Below are 16,065 nucleotides of genomic sequence, written 5' to 3' on the forward strand. Positions count from 1 at the left end.
CGCCTGAGCCGCACCGAACCCGCAGCCCGCACCGGCACGCGCGCTCGCGCCGCACCGGACACCGCCGCGTCGACCCGGCGGTCTCCGCCGCGAGCTGCCGTCCACCGGTACGGCGGCGCGCCTCACGCCGCCGGGCCGCCTCGGGTTCGTCCCGGGTCCGCCGTCCGCACGCGTGCCCGCATCGGAGGCCCCGCCCCCTCTTCCTCCGGGGGACGGGGCCTTCGTCACGCTCACGCCTCGGTGCGCACCTCGGCGAAGTGGCAGGCGCTGGGGTGCGGGTCCGCCGCGCGGGGTACCGCCTGCGGGTCCTGGGTCGCGCAGACCTCCTCGGCCTTCCAGCAGCGGGTCCGGAAGTGGCAGCCGGACGGCGGCTCGGCCGGGCTGGGCACGTCGCCGGTGAGCCGGATGATGGTCCGCCGGTCGCGCGCCTCCGGGTCGGGCACCGGCACCGCCGACAGCAGCGCCTGGGTGTACGGGTGGGTCGCGCGCTGGTAGATCTGCTCCTCGGTGCCGATCTCCACGATCCGGCCCAGGTACATCACCGCGACCCGGTCGGAGATGTGCCGCACCACCGACAGGTCGTGGGCGATGAAGATGTACGACAGCCCCAGCTCGTCCTGGAGCTGTTCGAGCAGGTTGATCACCTGGGCCTGGATGGACACGTCCAGGGCGGACACCGGCTCGTCGCAGACGATGATCTCGGGCCGCAGCGCGAGCGCCCGGGCGATGCCGATGCGCTGCCGCTGACCGCCGGAGAACTGGTGCGGGTAGCGGTTGACGTGCTCCGGGTTGAGCCCGACCACGTCCAGCAGCTCCTGCACCCGCTGCCGCCGGCTGCGCTTCGGTGCCGCCTCCGGGTGGATCTCGAACGGCTCGCCGATGATGTCGCCGACCGTCATGCGCGGGTTCAGCGAGGTGTACGGGTCCTGCATCACCATCTGCATGTTCCGCCGCAGCCGCCGCAGGTCGGCACCGGTGGCCCGGAGCAGGTCGCGCCCCTCCAGCGTGACCCGCCCGGCGGTGGGCGTCTCCAGGCGCATGAGCAGCCGCGCCAGCGTGGACTTGCCGCACCCGGACTCGCCGACCACACCGAGCGTCTCACCGCGCCGCAGTTCGAACGAGACGCCGTCGACGGCCTTGACCTGGCCGATGGTCTTCTTGAACAGCACGCCCTGGCTGATCGGGAAGTGCTTGACCAGCTGGTCGACGGCGAGGATCGTCTCGCCGCGCACCTTGGCGGGTTCAGCCGTCGCGGTCATCGTGCACCTCCTGGGCGAAGTGGCACGCGCTGGTCCGCCCGTCGGCGAGCACCAGGTCGTGCGGCACCTCGTCCACGCAGACCGGCTGGACGTACGGGCACCGGGGGTGGAACGGGCAGCCGGACGGGATCGCCATCAGGTTCGGCGGCAGGCCGCGGATGCTGGACAACGCCTGGCCGCGCACGTCCAGGCGCGGGATCGACTCCAGCAACCCCTTCGTGTACGGGTGGGCCGGCGCCCGGTACAGCGCGTGCACGTCGGCGTGCTCGACGATCCGGCCCGCGTACATGACCGCGATCCGGTCCGCCACACCGGCGACCACGCCCAGGTCGTGGGTGATGAGGACGAGCGCCATGCCGAGATCCCGGCGCAGGTCAGCCAGGAGGTCCATGATCTGCGCCTGGACGGTCACGTCCAGCGCGGTGGTCGGCTCGTCGGCGATCAGCACCTTCGGGTCGAGCGCCAGGGCCATCGCGATCATGACGCGTTGGCGCATGCCGCCGGAGAACTGGTGCGGGTAGTCGCCGAGCCGCTTCGCCGCGGCCGGGATCCGCACCAGGTCCATCAGCTCGACGGTGCGCCTGCGCGCGTCGGCCCGCGACATCCCGGCCCGCTCGCGCAGCGACTCGCCGATCTGCCAGCCGACCGGGAAGACCGGGTTCAACGCCGACAACGCGTCCTGGAAGATCATCGCGATCTCGGCGCCACGGATCTGCCGGCGTTCCTCCTCCGGGCGGGTGAGCAGGTCCCGCCCCTGGTAGAGGATCTGCCCGGCGCGCACGTACGCGGGCGGGGTGTCCAGGATGCCCATGATCGCCTGGGCGGTGACGGACTTGCCGGAGCCGGACTCGCCCAGCACCGCGAGCGTCTCACCGGCGTCCAGGTGGTACGTCACCCCGTTGATCACGCGCGCCACGCCCTCGCGGGTACGGAACTCGACGTGCAGGTCCCGTACCTCCAGCAGGTGCCCGCCGGGCGGCGTGGGTGAGGCCGGCGTGGGCCGGACCGACGACTGGGTCATGGCTGTGCCTGCCTTTCGCTCGCGACTGCGGGGCTCGCTGCGCTCACTCCTCGCGCTCGCATGTCACCGGAGCTTCGGGTCGAAGGCGTCGCGGATCGCGTCGCCGAGCATGATGAAGGCGAGCACGGTCAGGGCGAGGAACGTCGACGGCACGATCAGCGGCGTCGCCGACTCCCGCATGTGCACCCGGCCGGCGTCGATGTCGATGCCCCAGGAGATGGTCGGCGCCTTCAGGCCGATGCCGAGGAAGCTCAGCGTCGCCTCGGCCGCGATGAACGACCCGAGCGCGATGGTGAGCACCACGATGGCCGGGGCGAGCGCGTTCGGCAGGATGTGCCGCCACATGATCCGGCCGTTTCCGGCCCCGAGCATCCGGGCCGCGGCCACGTAGTCCTGCTCCCGGGCGGTGATCACCGAGGAGCGGACCACCCGGGCCGCGGTGGTCCACCCGAGCAGCGCCAGGACGAGGATCACCGCGAACAGGCGTACCGTCTCGCCGCTCGTGCTCACCCGCTTGAGCAGCACGATCGCGGCGAGCAGCAGCGGGATGCCGAGCACGATGTCGATCACCCGGGACAGCACCGCGTCGACCCAACCGCCGAAGTAGCCGGCGAGCATGCCGACGACGAGGGCGATCACGCCGGTGATCAGCGCGGAGAACGCGCCCACGAGCAGCGAGGCGCGGGCGCCGTAGACCGCCCGGGCGAACGTGTCGCAGCCCTGGAAGTCGTACCCGAAGATCGCTCCGCCGGACGGCCCGGCGTGCTGTCGCGACAGCACGCAGTCGCGCGGGTCGTTGGCGGCGAACAGCCCCGGCACCACTGCCATCGCGGCGACCAGCACCACCAGGAGCAGGCTGATCCAGAAGACCGGGTTGCGGCGCAGGTCCCGCCAGGCGTCACCGGCCAGGCTGCGGGCCCGGTCCGGCCGTCCGGCCCGGCCGGGCGTGCCCGGTTCGCCGGAGACGCCGCGCCGCGCGGCCTGGTTCTCCGTCGCCGCCACCGTCTCGAAGTCACTCATAGCGGATCCTCGGGTCGAGTACGGCGTAGAGCACGTCCACCACCAGGTTGGACAGCAGGTAGACCACGACGAGCACGCTCACGATGCCGACCACCAGGGGGCCGTCCTCGGTGCGGATGCCGCGGAACAGGTTGAAGCCGACGCCCGGGACGTTGAACACGCCTTCGGTGATGATCGCGCCGCCCATCAGGTTGCCCAGCTCGACGCCGAGGAAGGTGACCACCGGGATGAGCGAGTTGCGCAGCACGTGCACGCCGACGATGCGGCGCCGCCGCAGGCCCTTGGAGCGGGCGGTGCGGACGTAGTCGGCGCGCAGGTTCTCGGTCACCGAGGTACGGGTCAGCCGCAGCGCGGTGGCCAGCGACAACGAGCCGAGCACGAGGCCGGGGAGCAGCAGCGCGTAGAAGGAGGGTTGCGCTCCGGCGGTGGGCGGGAAGACCGGCCAGCGTACGCCGAGGAAGTACTGCGCCAGCGGGGCCAGCACGATGGTGGGGATGCCGAGCACCAGCAGCGTGAGCACGAGCGTGGCGTGGTCGAACACGCCGGAGCGGCGGATCGCCGCGATCACGCCGGCGGTGACCCCGAAGATCACCGTCACGGCCATCGCGATCACGGCGAGCTTCACGGTGACCGGCCAGGCGGCGGCGAGGATGTCGCTGATCTGCCGTCCGGTCAGCGACTGCCCGAGGTCACCCTGGACCAGGCCGCCCAGGTAGTCGAAGTAGCGGTAGAAGAAGCCGCCGACACCCGTCGCGTCCAGGTGGTACTTCTCGGTCAGGTAGGCCCGCTGCGCGGCGGTCACCGGCCGCTCCCCGGCGAGGGCCTGGATCGGGTCGCCCTGCCCGGCGAACATCAGCGCGTAGACGATCAGCGTGGTCCCGAAGAAGGCGAGGACCATCTGGAGCAGTCGCCGCAGGATGAAGCGGAGCATGCTGGCAAGTTTGCCGAAACCGGGCGAAATGCGTGCCAATGCGAGGGCCGGGCCACCCGGTGGGGGTGGCCCGGCCCGTCAGCGGGGTGTCAGGCGCGTTCGATCTTCAGCAGGTCCACCCGGTCGAAGAGGTCCACGTGGACGTTCTTGACCTTGGTCGAGTGGCCGAAGTTGTTCTGCCCGTACCGCAGCGGGATCACCGGCATGTCCTGCGCGAGCAGGTCCTCCGCCGCCTGGTACTTCTTGATCGCCTCGTCCTCGGTCGCCGCGCGGGCGCCCTCGGCGAGCAGCTTGTCGAACTCCGGGTTGCTGTAGCCGTAGTAGTTCGACGAGCCGGTGGTGCTGTACAGCGGGCCGAGGTAGTTCTCCATGGACGGGTAGTCCATGACCCAGCCCATCCGGAACAGGCCGACCGGCTGCTTCTGCTTGAGCTTGGTCAGCAGGTCCGCGAACTTCGGCTCGGCGGTGCCGACGCACTCCACGCCCAGGTTGGCCTTGAGCTGGTTGCAGGTGGCGTCGATCCAGTCCTTGTGGCCGCCGTCGCCGTTGTAGGACAGCTCGATCTTCTTCGGGCCGCCCGCGGCCTCGTACATGGCCTTGGCCTTGACCGGGTCGAACGCGCCCGCCGTGCCGATGGTGTTCTCCCGGTAACCGGCGACCACCGGCGAGACGAACGAGCGGGCCGGCTGCTGCGAGTCCTTGAAGATCGACTTGGTGATCTCGTCCCGGTCGATCGCCATCGAGATCGCCTTGCGCACCTCGGGCTTGCTGAACTCCTCCTGGAACGTCGGGAAGGCCAGCACCTGCAGCGACGACGCCGGGCTCTGCTGGAAGCGGTCGCCCAGGTCGGTCGCGGCGGTCGACAGGTTCTCGGTCGGGATCGTCTTGATCACGTCGAGGTTGTCCGACAGCACGTCCGCGTACGCCGCGGTCGGCTGCTGGTAGATGCGGAACTCGACGCCGCCGACCTTGGGCTGCTGACCCGGGAACGCGTCGTAGCGCTCCACCTCGACCTTGGCGTCGTGCTGCCAGCTGCCCTTCATCTTGAACGGGCCCTGGCCGATCGGTGCCTGCTCGTAGCCTTCGGCGAGCACGCCCGGCGCGGAGAAGGCCGCCTCGGGCAGCGGGTAGAAGGCGGTGTAGCCGAGCATGGACTTGAAGTCCACGTACGGCTGGCTGAGCGTCACGGTGAAGGTCAGGTCGTCGACCTTCTTCAGCCCGCTCATCGTCGTCGCCTTCGGGCTCTCGCCCTGGAGGTCGTCGTAGCCGGCCACCTTCTCGAAGAAGTAGCTGGAGTTCTGGCCGTTCGGCGCGTACGCGCCGTAGTTCCAGGCGTCGATGTAGTTGTCGGCGGTGACCTTCTCGCCGTTGTGGAACGTGTAGCCGGGCTTCAGCTTGATCGTCCAGACCTTGTTGTCGGACGTCGTCACCTTCTCGGCTGCCACCTCGTGCGGCTTGTTCGCCTCGTCGTAGTCGACGAGCGGGCTGAACAGGGCCGACAGGACCTGGGAGCCGCTCGTCTCGTTGGTGTTTGTCGGCACGAGGTGCTGCGGCTCGGCGATCTCGATCCGCACGGCCGCGTCGGAGTCGCCGGCACCGCCGCCGCCACCGCCCGAGCCGCAGGCCGTCAGGCCCAGCGTCACCGCGAGCGGGAGCGCGGCCCAGGCCGCGAGCCTACGAACACGCATTGGGGGTCTCCTCATCTCCTCACGCTGCGCGGTCGTCCCGACGCTGGGTGACTCTGCGCAACGAGTGGTAACGGTAGGTCGCGATCCGGCCCGCCGACAACTAGTGCGTGGTCAACTGATGACGGATCGTGTTCGGCGAGCCTTGTCGCTGCTGTCCGTGCGTGCTAAACCCCGCTTCTAGCTGGCCTTTTATGCACCCTTGATGGTCCGTTCGAGGTCCGGTCGAGCGCGTCTGCGACGTCCGGTCCGCCTGTCCGGTCCCTGCCCGTCAGGGTGTGTCCGGGCCGCTGTGTCGCAGTGATTGGTCACTCTCCGTGAGTTAGGGCACGTTGCGGAGCGTGATCGTCGGCCGTCGTCGTCCGGGCCCGCCCGCGGGCGTGAGACGATCACGGCGTGACGGCGACGATCCTGGACGGCAAGGCCACCGCGGCGGAGATCAAGGACGAGCTACGGGCCCGGGTCAAGGCGCTCGCGGAACGCGGCATCACCCCCGGCCTGGGCACCGTGCTGGTCGGGGAGGACCCCGGCTCCCAGGCGTACGTCAACGGAAAGCACCGCGACTGCGCCGAGGTCGGCATCGCCTCGCTGCGGGTCGCGCTGCCCGCGGACGCCACCCAGGAGCAGCTCGACGCGGCGCTGGCCGAGCTGAACGCGGACCCGGCCTGCCACGGCTACATCGTCCAGCTCCCGCTCCCCGGTCACCTCGACACCCAGCGCGCGCTGGAGTCGATCGACCCGGACAAGGACGCCGACGGGCTGCACCCGGTCAACCTGGGCCGGCTCGTCCTCGGGTACGACGCGCCGCTGCCCTGCACCCCGCGCGGCATCGTGGAACTGCTGCGCCGGCACGACGTGCCGCTGCGCGGCGCGAACGTGGCAGTGGTCGGCCGGGGCAACACGGTCGGCCGCCCGCTGGGCCTACTGCTGACCCGGCGCAGCGAGAACGCCACTGTGACGCTCTGCCACACCGGCACGCTCGACCTGGCCGCGCACACCCGCGCCGCCGACGTCGTCATCGTCGCCGCCGGCGTGCCCGGGCTGCTCACCGCCGACATGATCAACCCGGGCGCGACGGTGGTGGACGTCGGGATCACGCGGGTCATCGGCGAGGACGGCAAGGGCCGCTACACCGGCGACGTGGACCCGGAGGTGGCCGAGGTCGCCGGCAAGCTGGTGCCGATGCCCGGGGGCGTCGGTCCGATGACCCGGGCGATGCTGCTGACGAACGTGGTCGAACGGGCCGAGCGGACCGCCTGACACCCACCCAGGTCATAACCGTCCGCCCCTGACCTGATCGGTGCCAGGATGGCTGATACGGTCCGGAAAACCGACTGGTATCAGGGAGTGGGACGACCATGGGTAAGAAGGTCACTGTCGTCGGCGCCGGCTTCTACGGCTCGACCACCGCACAGCGCCTGGCCGAGTACGACGTCTTCGACACCGTTGTGATCACCGACATCGTGGAGGGCAAGCCGGCGGGTCTCGCGCTCGACCTCAACCAGTCCCGCGCGGTCGAGGGCTTCGAGACCAAGGTCGTCGGCGTCACCACCGGCCCGAACGGCGAGGGCTACGAGGCCATCGAGGGCTCGGACGTCGTCGTCATCACCGCCGGCCTGCCGCGCAAGCCGGGCATGAGCCGGATGGACCTGCTGGAGACCAACGCCAAGATCGTCCGGCAGGTCGCCGAGAACGTCGCCAAGTACGCCCCGAACGCCGTCGTCATCGTGGTGTCCAACCCGCTCGACGAGATGACCGCGCTGGCCCAGCTCGCCACCCAGTTCCCGAAGAACCGGGTGCTCGGCCAGGCCGGCATGCTGGACACCGCCCGCTTCACCAACTTCGTCGCCGAGGCGCTGAGCGTACCGGTGAAGTCGGTACGGACCCTGACGCTCGGCTCGCACGGCGACACCATGGTCCCGGTGCCGTCGAAGAGCACCGTGAACGGCAAGCCGCTGCGTGACGTCATGCCGGCCGAGCAGATCGAGGAGCTGGTCGTCAAGACCCGCAACGGTGGCGCCGAGGTCGTCGCGCTGCTCAAGACCGGTTCGGCGTACTACGCCCCGTCCGCCGCCGCGGCCCGGATGGCGAAGGCCGTGGCCGAGGACTCCGGCGCCGTCATGCCGGTCTGCGCCTGGGTCGACGGCGAGTACGGCATCTCCGGCGTCTACCTGGGCGTCGAGGCCGAGATCGGCGCCGAGGGCGTGAAGCGGGTCGTCGAGACCGACCTGGACGCCGACGAGCTGGCCGCGCTGAAGGAGGCCGCCGAGGCCGTCCGCGCCAAGCAGGGCGACGTCGCCAGCATGTGACGCCCGACCACTGCATCGAAGGCCCGCCGGCACGCGCCGGCGGGCCTTCTGCCGTCCCGCCCGCGGTCCTCCCCGTTCTCCCCGTTCTCCCCGTCGATCATGAAGTTGACGGCGGAAATGGAGATCGACCAGGCGGTCAACCTCATGATCGACGGGGTGAGGGGTGAGGGGTGAAGGGGGCGGTCAGGTGGGGGGTGGCCAGGGTGGCGGGGGAGAGGGTCGTCAGGAGGCTCGTGCGGGAGCGGCGGGCCGTTTCCGGGTCCTCCTCGTGGGCGTACGCCAGCTCCGGTTCGACCAACTGGATCGCGTGCACGAGCAGGTCGCCGGTGATCAGGAGGCGCTCGTCGCCGGCCTCGACCAGCACCGACTGGTGACCCGGCGTGTGCCCGGGCGTGTGCAGCAGCCGTACCCCCGGGGTGAGGGGCGTCTCGCCGTTGACCACCCGCAGCCGGCCGGCGGCGCGCAACGGCGTCAGCAGCCGGGCCGGCAGTTCCGGGTGGAACAGCTCCAGCGCGTCCACCTCGGCGCGCTGGATCAGGTGGTCCGCGTTCGGGAACAGCGCGCCGGCCCAGCCCACGTGGTCGGTGTGCAGGTGGGTGAGGACCACGGTGCGGACGTCGGCCGGATCGACCCCGGCGGCGGCCAGCTCGGCCGGCAGCCGGCCCGGCACCGGCGCCCAGCTCGCGGCGAGCGAGTCGGCCGGGCCGATGCCGGCGTCGACAAGCGTGACCGGTCCGTCGCCGGACCGCACCGCGAAAGCGCGGAACCGTAGCCACCACCTGCCGTCGTCGGTGACGGCGCCCGGATCGAGCCGGTCGGCCGCCGCCCAGTGCGCCTGGGTGGCACCGGGAAACGCCTCGCCGCGGGGCTGGAAGAAGGGCCCCTCGCCGTCGGAGAGCGCGGTGACCGTGATAGACCCGATGGTGCGGCTGCGCGGCATCGGACGATGATGCCAGCGGGCCGAGGCGCGGCGCAGCCCGCTTTCCGGCGGTCCACCCGGGCCGCCTGGGGACTGCCGGTCAGTTTCCAGTACGCTCGTACTGCTTGAGCACGTGTCCCCCGAGAGGAGCGCCGGCCGATGGCGAAGATCAAGGTAAACAACCCGGTCGTGGAGATCGACGGCGACGAGATGACCCGGATCATCTGGAAGCAGATCCGGGAGCAGCTGATCCTGCCCTACCTCGACGTCGACCTGCACTACTACGACCTGTCGATCCAGCACCGTGACGCCACCGACGACCAGGTCACCGTCGACGCCGCCAACGCCATCAAGGAGCACGGCGTCGGCGTCAAGTGCGCCACCATCACCCCGGACGAGGCCCGGGTGGAGGAGTTCGGCCTGAAGAAGATGTGGCGGTCGCCGAACGGCACCATCCGCAACATCCTCGGCGGCGTGGTCTTCCGCGAGCCGATCATCATGTCGAACGTGCCGCGGCTCGTCCCGGGCTGGACCAAGCCGATCATCATCGGCCGGCACGCGCACGGCGACCAGTACAAGGCCACCGACTTCGTCGTCCCCGGCCCGGGCACGGTGACCATCACCTACACCCCGGCCGACGGCGGCACCCCGATGGAGATGGAGGTCGCCAACTTCCCCGGCGGCGGCATCGCCATGGGCATGTACAACTACGACGAGTCGATCCGGGACTTCGCCCGCGCCTCGTTCCGGTACGGCCTGGACCGCAACTACCCGGTCTACATGTCCACCAAGAACACCATCCTCAAGGCGTACGACGGCCGGTTCAAGGACATCTTCGCCGAGGTGTTCGAGAACGAGTTCAAGGCCGAGTTCGACGCCGCCGGCCTCACCTACGAGCACCGGCTGATCGACGACATGGTCGCCGCCGCGCTCAAGTGGGAGGGCGGATACGTCTGGGCGTGCAAGAACTACGACGGTGACGTGCAGTCCGACACCGTGGCGCAGGGCTTCGGCTCGCTCGGCCTGATGACCTCGGTGCTGCTCTCCCCGGACGGCCGCACCGTCGAGGCCGAGGCGGCGCACGGCACCGTCACCCGGCACTACCGGCAGTACCAGAAGGGCGAGAAGACCTCGACCAACCCGATCGCCTCGATCTACGCCTGGACCCGGGGCCTGGCCCACCGGGGCAAGCTGGACGGCACCCCGGCGGTCACCGAGTTCGCGAACACGCTGGAGAAGGTCATCGTGGACACCGTCGAGGGCGGCCAGATGACCAAGGACCTCGCGCTGCTCATCTCGCGGGACGCCCCGTGGCTGACCACCGACGAGTTCATGAACGCGCTCGACGAGAACCTGGCGCGCAAGCTCGCCGCCTGACGTGCAAGGAAGGGCCCCTTCTTGACGCCTCGCGTTGTAGAAGGGGCCCTTTTTAACGCCTCAGACCGGTACGGACGGCGTGACCTCGTTCGGTGCGCCCTCGTTGACAGGGTGGACGAGATGCCAGTCGCGTCCAGGAAGGTGGGCCGAGGCCGCGCGCAGGCTGGCCGACCTTCGAGGCTGCTGAGCGCAGCCAGCCGTCCCTTCCCTGCGGGGGGTCCTGTCCCGGGCCCCCCGCGCCCCATGCTCGGGCCGCGGTTGTTAAGAAGGGGCCCTTCCTTTCAGGCGGTGCGGAGCAGCTCGGCGGCTCTCTCGGGGGCGATGTCGTTGATGAACACGCCCATGCCGGACTCCGACCCGGCCAGATACTTCAGCTTGTCCTTGGCCCGCCGGATGCTGAACAGCTGAAGGTGCAGGTGGCCCAGTTCCCTGTCGATCCGTACCGGCGCCTGGTGCCAGGCCGCGATGTACGGCATGGGCAGATCGAACAGCCCGTCGAAGCGGCGCAGCAGGTCCAGGTAGAGCGGCCCGAACGCGTCCCGCTCGGCGTCGTCGAGCGCCGGGATGTCCGGCACCGGCCGGTGCGGCGCCACGTGCACCTCGAACGGCCAGCGCGCCGCTGCCGGGACGTACGCGGTCCAGTGCTCGTTGCTCGTCACCACCCGCTCCCCGGAGGCGCGTTCGGTGGCCAGCACGTCGGCGTAGAGGTTGCCCCCGGTGCGGTCGGCGTACCGCCGGGCGGCGGCCAGCATGGTGCGGGTGCGCGGCGTGACGAACGGGTACGCGTAGATCTGCCCGTGCGGGTGGTGCAGCGTCACCCCGATCTCCACGCCCCGGTTCTCGAACGGGAAGACCTGCTCCACGCCGGGCAGCGCGCTCAGCGCCGTGGTGCGGTCGGCGAGCGCGTCGAGCACCGTCCGGACCCTGCGCGGGGAGAGCCGGGCGAACGAGGCGTTGTGGTCGTCGGTGAAGCAGACCACCTCGCACCTGCCGCGCCCGGGGCGTACCGGGGTGAACGGCGTGATCTCGGCCGGTTCGTCGGCCACCCGCTGGCTCAGCGACGGGAACCGGTTCTCGAACACCACCACGTCGTAGTCGGGCGCCGGGATCTCGCTGTGCCGCTCGCCCCGCGACGGGCAGAGCGGGCACTGGTCGGCCGGGGGCAGGAACGTGCGGGTCTGCCGGTGCACCGCCACCGCCACCCACTCGTCGGTCAGCGGGTCGTACCGCAGTTGCGAGGCGGGCGGGGGAGGGGGCAGGTCCCGCCGGTCCGGCTGGTCGCGGACCGCGTCGTCCCGCTCGTCGAAGTAGATCAGCTCGCGGCCGTCGGCCAGCGCGATCTGCGTACGCTTCACTCCGCCCCCCTCGTCGTGGGCACCGTCACCAGCTCACCCACCCTGTCGTCGAGTACCCGTCGGGCCTCGGGTGCCAACCGGTCGTCGGTGATCAGCACGTCCGCCGCGTCCAGCGGCACGATCGACGAGATGCCGACGGTGCCCCACTTGGTGTGGTCGGCGAGCACCACCAGGCGGTCCGCTGCGGCCACGAGCGCCCGGTTCGTGTCCGCCTCCATCAGGTTGGGCGTGGTGAAACCGGCCCGTTCGCTGATCCCGTGCACGCCCAGGAAGAGCAGGTCCAGGTGCAGCGCGGCGATCGCGGCCACGGCGAGCGGACCGACGAGCGCGTCCGACGGCGTGCGGACGCCGCCGGTGAGCACCACCGTCTGGTCCGGCCGGCCACCGACGTGCAGGGCCTCCGCCACCGGAAGCGAGTTCGTGACCACGGTGAGGCCGGGCACGTCGACCAGTCGCCGGGCCAGCTCGGCGGTGGTGGTGCCGGCGGACAGCGCGATGGCGGCGCCGGGCCGGACCAGTCCCGCGGCGTGCTCGGCGATTGCGGCCTTCTCGGCGGACTGGCGGACGGACTTGGCGTGGAAGCCGGGCTCGTCGGTGGAGCCGGGACCGGCCGGTGTCGCGCCGCCGTGCACCTTGGCGAGCAGGCCCGCCTCGTGCAGCGTGTCCAGGTCGCGCCGGATGGTCATGTCGGAGACGCCGAACTCGGCCGCCAGCTCGGTGACCCGGACGCCACCGGCGCGGCGCAGTCGTTCCAGGATGGCCGTCTGCCGCTGCCGCGCCAGCATCCCCGGCTCACCTCCGCGCCTCACCGACTCACGTGGGCACTCCACGCGGTCGAACGTGTTCCAACAAAGACGAACACTACCGCGCAGCTACGCCTATGCGAAACCGCCGCCGTCCGGAAGGCCGGACGGCGGCGGTCGAGGTGCTCGCAGGCCGGACGCGTCCGGCGTCAGGAGATCAGGCGGGCTGGAGGCGGGGCTCCACCCAGCCGGTCTCGGTGAGGTGCTCCATCACCTTCCCGATGGCCTCCTCGACGCTCAGATCCGAGGTGTCGACCACCAGGTCGGCGTCGGTGGGCTCCTCGTACGGGTCGTCGATGCCAGTCATCCCGGTGATCAGGCCGGCCCGGGCGCGGGCGTACAGGCCCTTGCGGTCGCGCTGCTCGCAGACCGCGAGCGGCGTCGCCACGTGGACCAGCAGGAACCCCGCCCCGGCCGTCTCGGCCATCTCCCGGGCGGTGGCGCGAGCCGCCGCGTACGGCGCGATCGGGCAGCAGATGCCGACGCCCCGGTGCCGGGCGATCTCCGCCGCCACCCAGCCGATCCGGCGGACGTTGAGATCCCGGTCGGCCTTGCTGAACCCCAGCCCGGCGGAGAGTTCCCGCCGCACCACGTCGCCGTCGAGCAGCGTGATGGTGCGGTCGCCCTGCTCGCGGAGCACGTCGGCCAGCCCGCGCGCGATGGTCGACTTGCCCGAGCCGGACAGGCCGGTCAGGAAAATCACCAGGCCCCGGTGCCGCCGCGGCGGGCGCGCCCGGGACAGTTCCTTCGCCACCGCCGGCGGCGTGTGCCACTCGGGCAGCGGGAAGCCCCGGTCCAGCAGGTCGTCGATCTCCCGCGTGCTCAGCGCCAGCCGCCGGTTGCGCGGCGGGATGTCCTCACGCCAGCGCCACTGCCCGTCCCGGTTGTCGTAGGCCAGCTCGCGGGGCACCAGCACGCGCAGGCCGGCGCCGGAGAGCATGCCCTCGGTGGACAGCAGGTGGGTCACCCCGTACGCGGCGGCGACCCGGGCCCGCAGCAGCGCGTCGCTGATCTCGTCGCGCCGCCGGGCCAGCGGCACCGCCACCAGCGTCGCCGGGGGCATCCGGTCGCGCGCGGCGAACACGCTGCGCACCAGCGCCTCGGCCGGCAGCCCGGCGATCGACTCCTCGCCGATCGGGATCATCACCAGCAGGTGCGCGCCGAGCGTACGGGCCGCATGCGCGATCTGCGCCAGCTGCGGCCGGTGCAGCGGACGGTCGGCGAACACGCCGAGCACCCGGCCCGGCGGCAGCAGTCCGCGTACCTCGTCGGGGCCGCGCCGCAGCCGCTGGAACGGCCCGTGGCCGCCGTCGCCCAAGCGGCGCACCGCGCCACCGACACCCACCATGCCCTCGCGGCCCGGCCAGACGTCGGTCACGTCCATCGCCGCCACCGGTGCGCCCTCACCGTCGGTGAGCACCACCGCGCGGCGGGCCGGGTCGGCCGGGTCCAGCCCGTCGGCGAGCGCCGCCGGCACCTGGAGCGTCACCGGCACCGGCCACGGCGTGCCGTCGGCCAGCCGGCCGCGCCGGTTCAGCGAGGCCAGGTCGGCCCGGCTCATGAAACCGGTGAGCGGTGCGTACGCCCCACTCAGCAACAACTGGAGATCGGCCAGCTCAGCGGGTCTGGGCGCGTACGACGGCGCATCCCGCAGAACGTCCTCGGGCAGCAGCCACCCGTTGCTCATCGAACCCCCAACTCACCGGCCGGCACACAGTTTCGCAGCCCACCGGCGATCGGTCGAGAGCGCCACCCGGCCTCCCGGTGATCGCGTGTCCGGCGACGGTGCCGAGGGCGAACCGGGGTCATCGAATCCTAACGGCGAGCGGCGGCCGGCCGATCGTGCGAACGGCTGCCGGCGCGCGCCGACCGGCCGAGCGCGCGGTCCCGGATCCGCCGGACCGCGCGACGGATCCGGGACGGGAGCCGGCGCGAGTCCTCCACCCGGGGCGGGCCGCCGTCAGCCGCGCAGCGCACCACGAGCGGCAGGCGGACGTCCGGCGCCCAGCCGGCCTGGATCACCCGGGCCCGGACCTCCCAGGTGCCCCGGGTCCGGCCACCGTTGAGTTCCGCGAAGTCGACGCTGGCGGTGCTGCGGTGGCGCACCTCGCCGGTGTCGGCCCGCTCGGTGGTGGCGGCCACCGGCAGGAAGAACTCCTCCCGGGTCTCCCGCCGGCGGACGACGACGTCGGTCCGCGCCCCGCCGGCCCGCATCACGACCCCGGCCGGCACCGCGTCGGCCACCGGGAGCACCGGCAGCCCCTGGTCGTCGAAGCGCAGCGGCTCGTCACCGGCGCGCAGGTGGGCGTCGACGGTGACGGTCAGCGTCCGCCCCTGGACCCGCCATCCGCCGACCGAGACGTGGGCCCGGACGCTCACCTCCCACTCCGCCAGCCGGCGCAGGTCCGCCACCCGGCCCTGCGCGGCGAGGTGCGCGATCACCTGGAACATCGGCGGCAACCCGGCGACCGCCTCCGGCGTGAAGCGCTCCTCGACGAGCCGGCCCACCTCGCCGGCCACCTGATCGGCCCACTGCTCCGGTGCGCTCAGCAGGGTCTGCCCGCGCAGCCGGCTCAGCATCTCCTTGCGCAGCCAGCGCCGCTGCAGGCGGAGGCGGGTCGCGACGGGCGACCGGTTCGCGTCCACGATGTCCAGCGCCTCCCGCAGCGCCGCGTAGTACTCGGCCGGGTCCATCCGGGTGGCGGTGACGTTGCCCACGTCCGCCCGGCGGACGTGGTGGTAGCAGGGGTGATCGGCCAGTACGCAGACGCGCCCCGCAAGCAGGTAGGCCGCCGCCATCAGCCGGTGGTCCTCCAGGCGGCGCGGGTGGCCTTCCGGGAACCGCAGCCCGTGCCGGTCCAGGAAGGACCGCCGGAACAGCGCGTGGCAGGTCATGCTGTCGGCCAGTGGCGCGTTCGCCAGCGTGACGCCGAACCGGTTCTCCCGGAACAGCTCCCGCGGTACGCCCCGCCGGTGCCCGATCATCCGCCCGATGACGATGTCCGCGTCGTGTTCCCGGGCACAGGCGTGCAGGCGGGCCAGGGCCTCGTCGCCGAACCAGTCGTCGTCGTCGGCGAAGAAGACGTACTCGCCACGCGCCTGCTCCAGCCCTCGGTTGCGCGGGTGCGACGGCCAGCCCGAGTGCTCCAGGTGCAGGACCCGTACGTGCGGGTCGGCGGCGGCCAGCTCGTCCAGGCGCTGCGGGGTGCCGTCGGTCGATCCGTCGTCGGCGAAGATCACCTCGTACGAACCGGGCGGCAGCCCCTGCTTCGGCAGCGAAGCGACGAGCGGATCGAGGTTCGCGCCGCAGTTGTACGTGGGCACCACCACGCTCACCATGGTCCGGTCCGTACCGTCGGTCATGCCGCCCCCCGTCGAGTCGCCTC

At 71.7% G+C, this 16,065-nt stretch carries 13 protein-coding genes; 3 read left to right on the forward strand and 10 right to left on the reverse strand.

Annotated features, from left to right (window positions below; genetic code table 11):
- Positions 1-230 precede the first annotated feature (230 nt).
- The 5 genes from AC2CHG_RS04255 to AC2CHG_RS04275 all read right to left on the reverse strand — a co-directional run bounded on the left by AC2CHG_RS04255 (position 231) and on the right by AC2CHG_RS04275 (position 5,919).
- Entirely contained in the window at positions 231-1,259 is a 1,029-nt protein-coding gene (locus AC2CHG_RS04255; protein ID WP_120573182.1) for an ABC transporter ATP-binding protein, read from the reverse strand.
- Entirely contained in the window at positions 1,243-2,280 is a 1,038-nt protein-coding gene (locus AC2CHG_RS04260; protein ID WP_262015840.1) for an ABC transporter ATP-binding protein, read from the reverse strand. The genes AC2CHG_RS04255 and AC2CHG_RS04260 overlap by 17 nt, the downstream gene beginning before the upstream one ends.
- A 63-nt stretch (positions 2,281-2,343) precedes the next feature.
- Complete coding sequence (locus tag AC2CHG_RS04265) at positions 2,344-3,300, reverse strand: ABC transporter permease (protein ID WP_484524185.1); 957 nt, start codon at positions 3,298-3,300, stop codon at positions 2,344-2,346.
- Positions 3,293-4,231 carry an ABC transporter permease gene (locus AC2CHG_RS04270; protein ID WP_355506312.1) on the reverse strand — a complete coding sequence of 313 codons (939 nt, stop codon included), beginning with the start codon at positions 4,229-4,231 and terminating at the stop codon, positions 3,293-3,295. The genes AC2CHG_RS04265 and AC2CHG_RS04270 overlap by 8 nt, the downstream gene beginning before the upstream one ends.
- A gap of 89 nt (positions 4,232-4,320) precedes the next feature.
- Complete coding sequence (locus AC2CHG_RS04275; RefSeq protein ID WP_355506314.1) at positions 4,321-5,919, reverse strand: peptide ABC transporter substrate-binding protein; 1,599 nt, start codon at positions 5,917-5,919, stop codon at positions 4,321-4,323.
- Between the two features lie 393 nt (positions 5,920-6,312).
- Between AC2CHG_RS04275 and AC2CHG_RS04280 the strand changes: the two genes are divergently transcribed.
- Together AC2CHG_RS04280 and mdh are read left to right on the forward strand one after the other, a co-directional pair.
- Positions 6,313-7,176 (forward strand): bifunctional methylenetetrahydrofolate dehydrogenase/methenyltetrahydrofolate cyclohydrolase, encoded by an 864-nt coding sequence (locus AC2CHG_RS04280; protein WP_047894341.1) that lies wholly within the window; start codon positions 6,313-6,315, stop codon positions 7,174-7,176.
- A 98-nt stretch (positions 7,177-7,274) separates the two neighbouring features.
- The gene (mdh, locus tag AC2CHG_RS04285) at positions 7,275-8,225 is read left to right on the forward strand and encodes a malate dehydrogenase (RefSeq protein WP_013288499.1); all 951 of its coding nucleotides are present in this window, start codon (positions 7,275-7,277) and stop codon (positions 8,223-8,225) included.
- Between the two features lie 142 nt (positions 8,226-8,367).
- On the opposite strand, the gene AC2CHG_RS04290 is transcribed toward mdh, so the two are convergent.
- On the reverse strand, positions 8,368-9,165 hold the full coding sequence (locus AC2CHG_RS04290) for an MBL fold metallo-hydrolase (RefSeq protein ID WP_484524186.1): 798 nt from the start codon (positions 9,163-9,165) through the stop codon (positions 8,368-8,370).
- 138 nt (positions 9,166-9,303) lie between these two features.
- Here AC2CHG_RS04290 and AC2CHG_RS04295 point away from each other — a divergent pair, with 138 nt between their 5' ends.
- On the forward strand, positions 9,304-10,521 hold the full coding sequence (locus tag AC2CHG_RS04295; RefSeq protein WP_120573189.1) for an NADP-dependent isocitrate dehydrogenase: 1,218 nt from the start codon (positions 9,304-9,306) through the stop codon (positions 10,519-10,521).
- 281 nt (positions 10,522-10,802) lie between these two features.
- On the opposite strand, the gene galT is transcribed toward AC2CHG_RS04295, so the two are convergent.
- The 4 genes from galT to AC2CHG_RS04315 all read right to left on the reverse strand — a co-directional run bounded on the left by galT (position 10,803) and on the right by AC2CHG_RS04315 (position 16,042).
- A complete protein-coding gene (galT, locus tag AC2CHG_RS04300; protein ID WP_281600080.1) occupies positions 10,803-11,876 on the reverse strand; it encodes a galactose-1-phosphate uridylyltransferase in 1,074 nt (357 codons plus the stop codon).
- On the reverse strand, positions 11,873-12,661 hold the full coding sequence (locus AC2CHG_RS04305; RefSeq protein WP_194801335.1) for a DeoR/GlpR family DNA-binding transcription regulator: 789 nt from the start codon (positions 12,659-12,661) through the stop codon (positions 11,873-11,875). Before AC2CHG_RS04305 ends, galT begins: the two co-directional genes overlap by 4 nt.
- Before the next feature lie 175 nt (positions 12,662-12,836).
- Positions 12,837-14,366: an adenylyl-sulfate kinase gene (gene cysC / locus AC2CHG_RS04310; protein ID WP_194801334.1), complete on the reverse strand. Its 1,530-nt coding sequence runs from the start codon at positions 14,364-14,366 to the stop codon at positions 12,837-12,839.
- A gap of 128 nt (positions 14,367-14,494) precedes the next feature.
- Entirely contained in the window at positions 14,495-16,042 is a 1,548-nt protein-coding gene (locus AC2CHG_RS04315) for a glycosyltransferase family 2 protein (protein WP_484524187.1), read from the reverse strand.
- Between the last annotated feature and the right edge of the window lie 23 nt (positions 16,043-16,065).

This window comes from Micromonospora sp. ATLC20 (assembly GCF_057196585.1).

Excerpts from the sequence above, each read along its gene's own strand:
- AC2CHG_RS04290 (WP_484524186.1), bottom strand. The coding sequence starts at position 9,165 with ATGCCGCGCAGCCGCACCATCGGGTCTATCACGGTCACCGCGCTCTCC.
- mdh (WP_013288499.1), top strand. The coding sequence starts at position 7,275 with ATGGGTAAGAAGGTCACTGTCGTCGGCGCCGGCTTCTACGGCTCGACC.
- cysC (WP_194801334.1), bottom strand. The coding sequence starts at position 14,366 with ATGAGCAACGGGTGGCTGCTGCCCGAGGACGTTCTGCGGGATGCGCCG.
- AC2CHG_RS04295 (WP_120573189.1), top strand. The coding sequence starts at position 9,304 with ATGGCGAAGATCAAGGTAAACAACCCGGTCGTGGAGATCGACGGCGAC.
- AC2CHG_RS04265 (WP_484524185.1), bottom strand. The coding sequence starts at position 3,300 with ATGAGTGACTTCGAGACGGTGGCGGCGACGGAGAACCAGGCCGCGCGG.
- AC2CHG_RS04305 (WP_194801335.1), bottom strand. The coding sequence starts at position 12,661 with ATGCTGGCGCGGCAGCGGCAGACGGCCATCCTGGAACGACTGCGCCGC.
- AC2CHG_RS04275 (WP_355506314.1), bottom strand. The coding sequence starts at position 5,919 with ATGCGTGTTCGTAGGCTCGCGGCCTGGGCCGCGCTCCCGCTCGCGGTG.
- AC2CHG_RS04255 (WP_120573182.1), bottom strand. The coding sequence starts at position 1,259 with ATGACCGCGACGGCTGAACCCGCCAAGGTGCGCGGCGAGACGATCCTC.
- AC2CHG_RS04260 (WP_262015840.1), bottom strand. The coding sequence starts at position 2,280 with ATGACCCAGTCGTCGGTCCGGCCCACGCCGGCCTCACCCACGCCGCCC.
- AC2CHG_RS04315 (WP_484524187.1), bottom strand. The coding sequence starts at position 16,042 with ATGACCGACGGTACGGACCGGACCATGGTGAGCGTGGTGGTGCCCACG.
- AC2CHG_RS04270 (WP_355506312.1), bottom strand. The coding sequence starts at position 4,231 with ATGCTCCGCTTCATCCTGCGGCGACTGCTCCAGATGGTCCTCGCCTTC.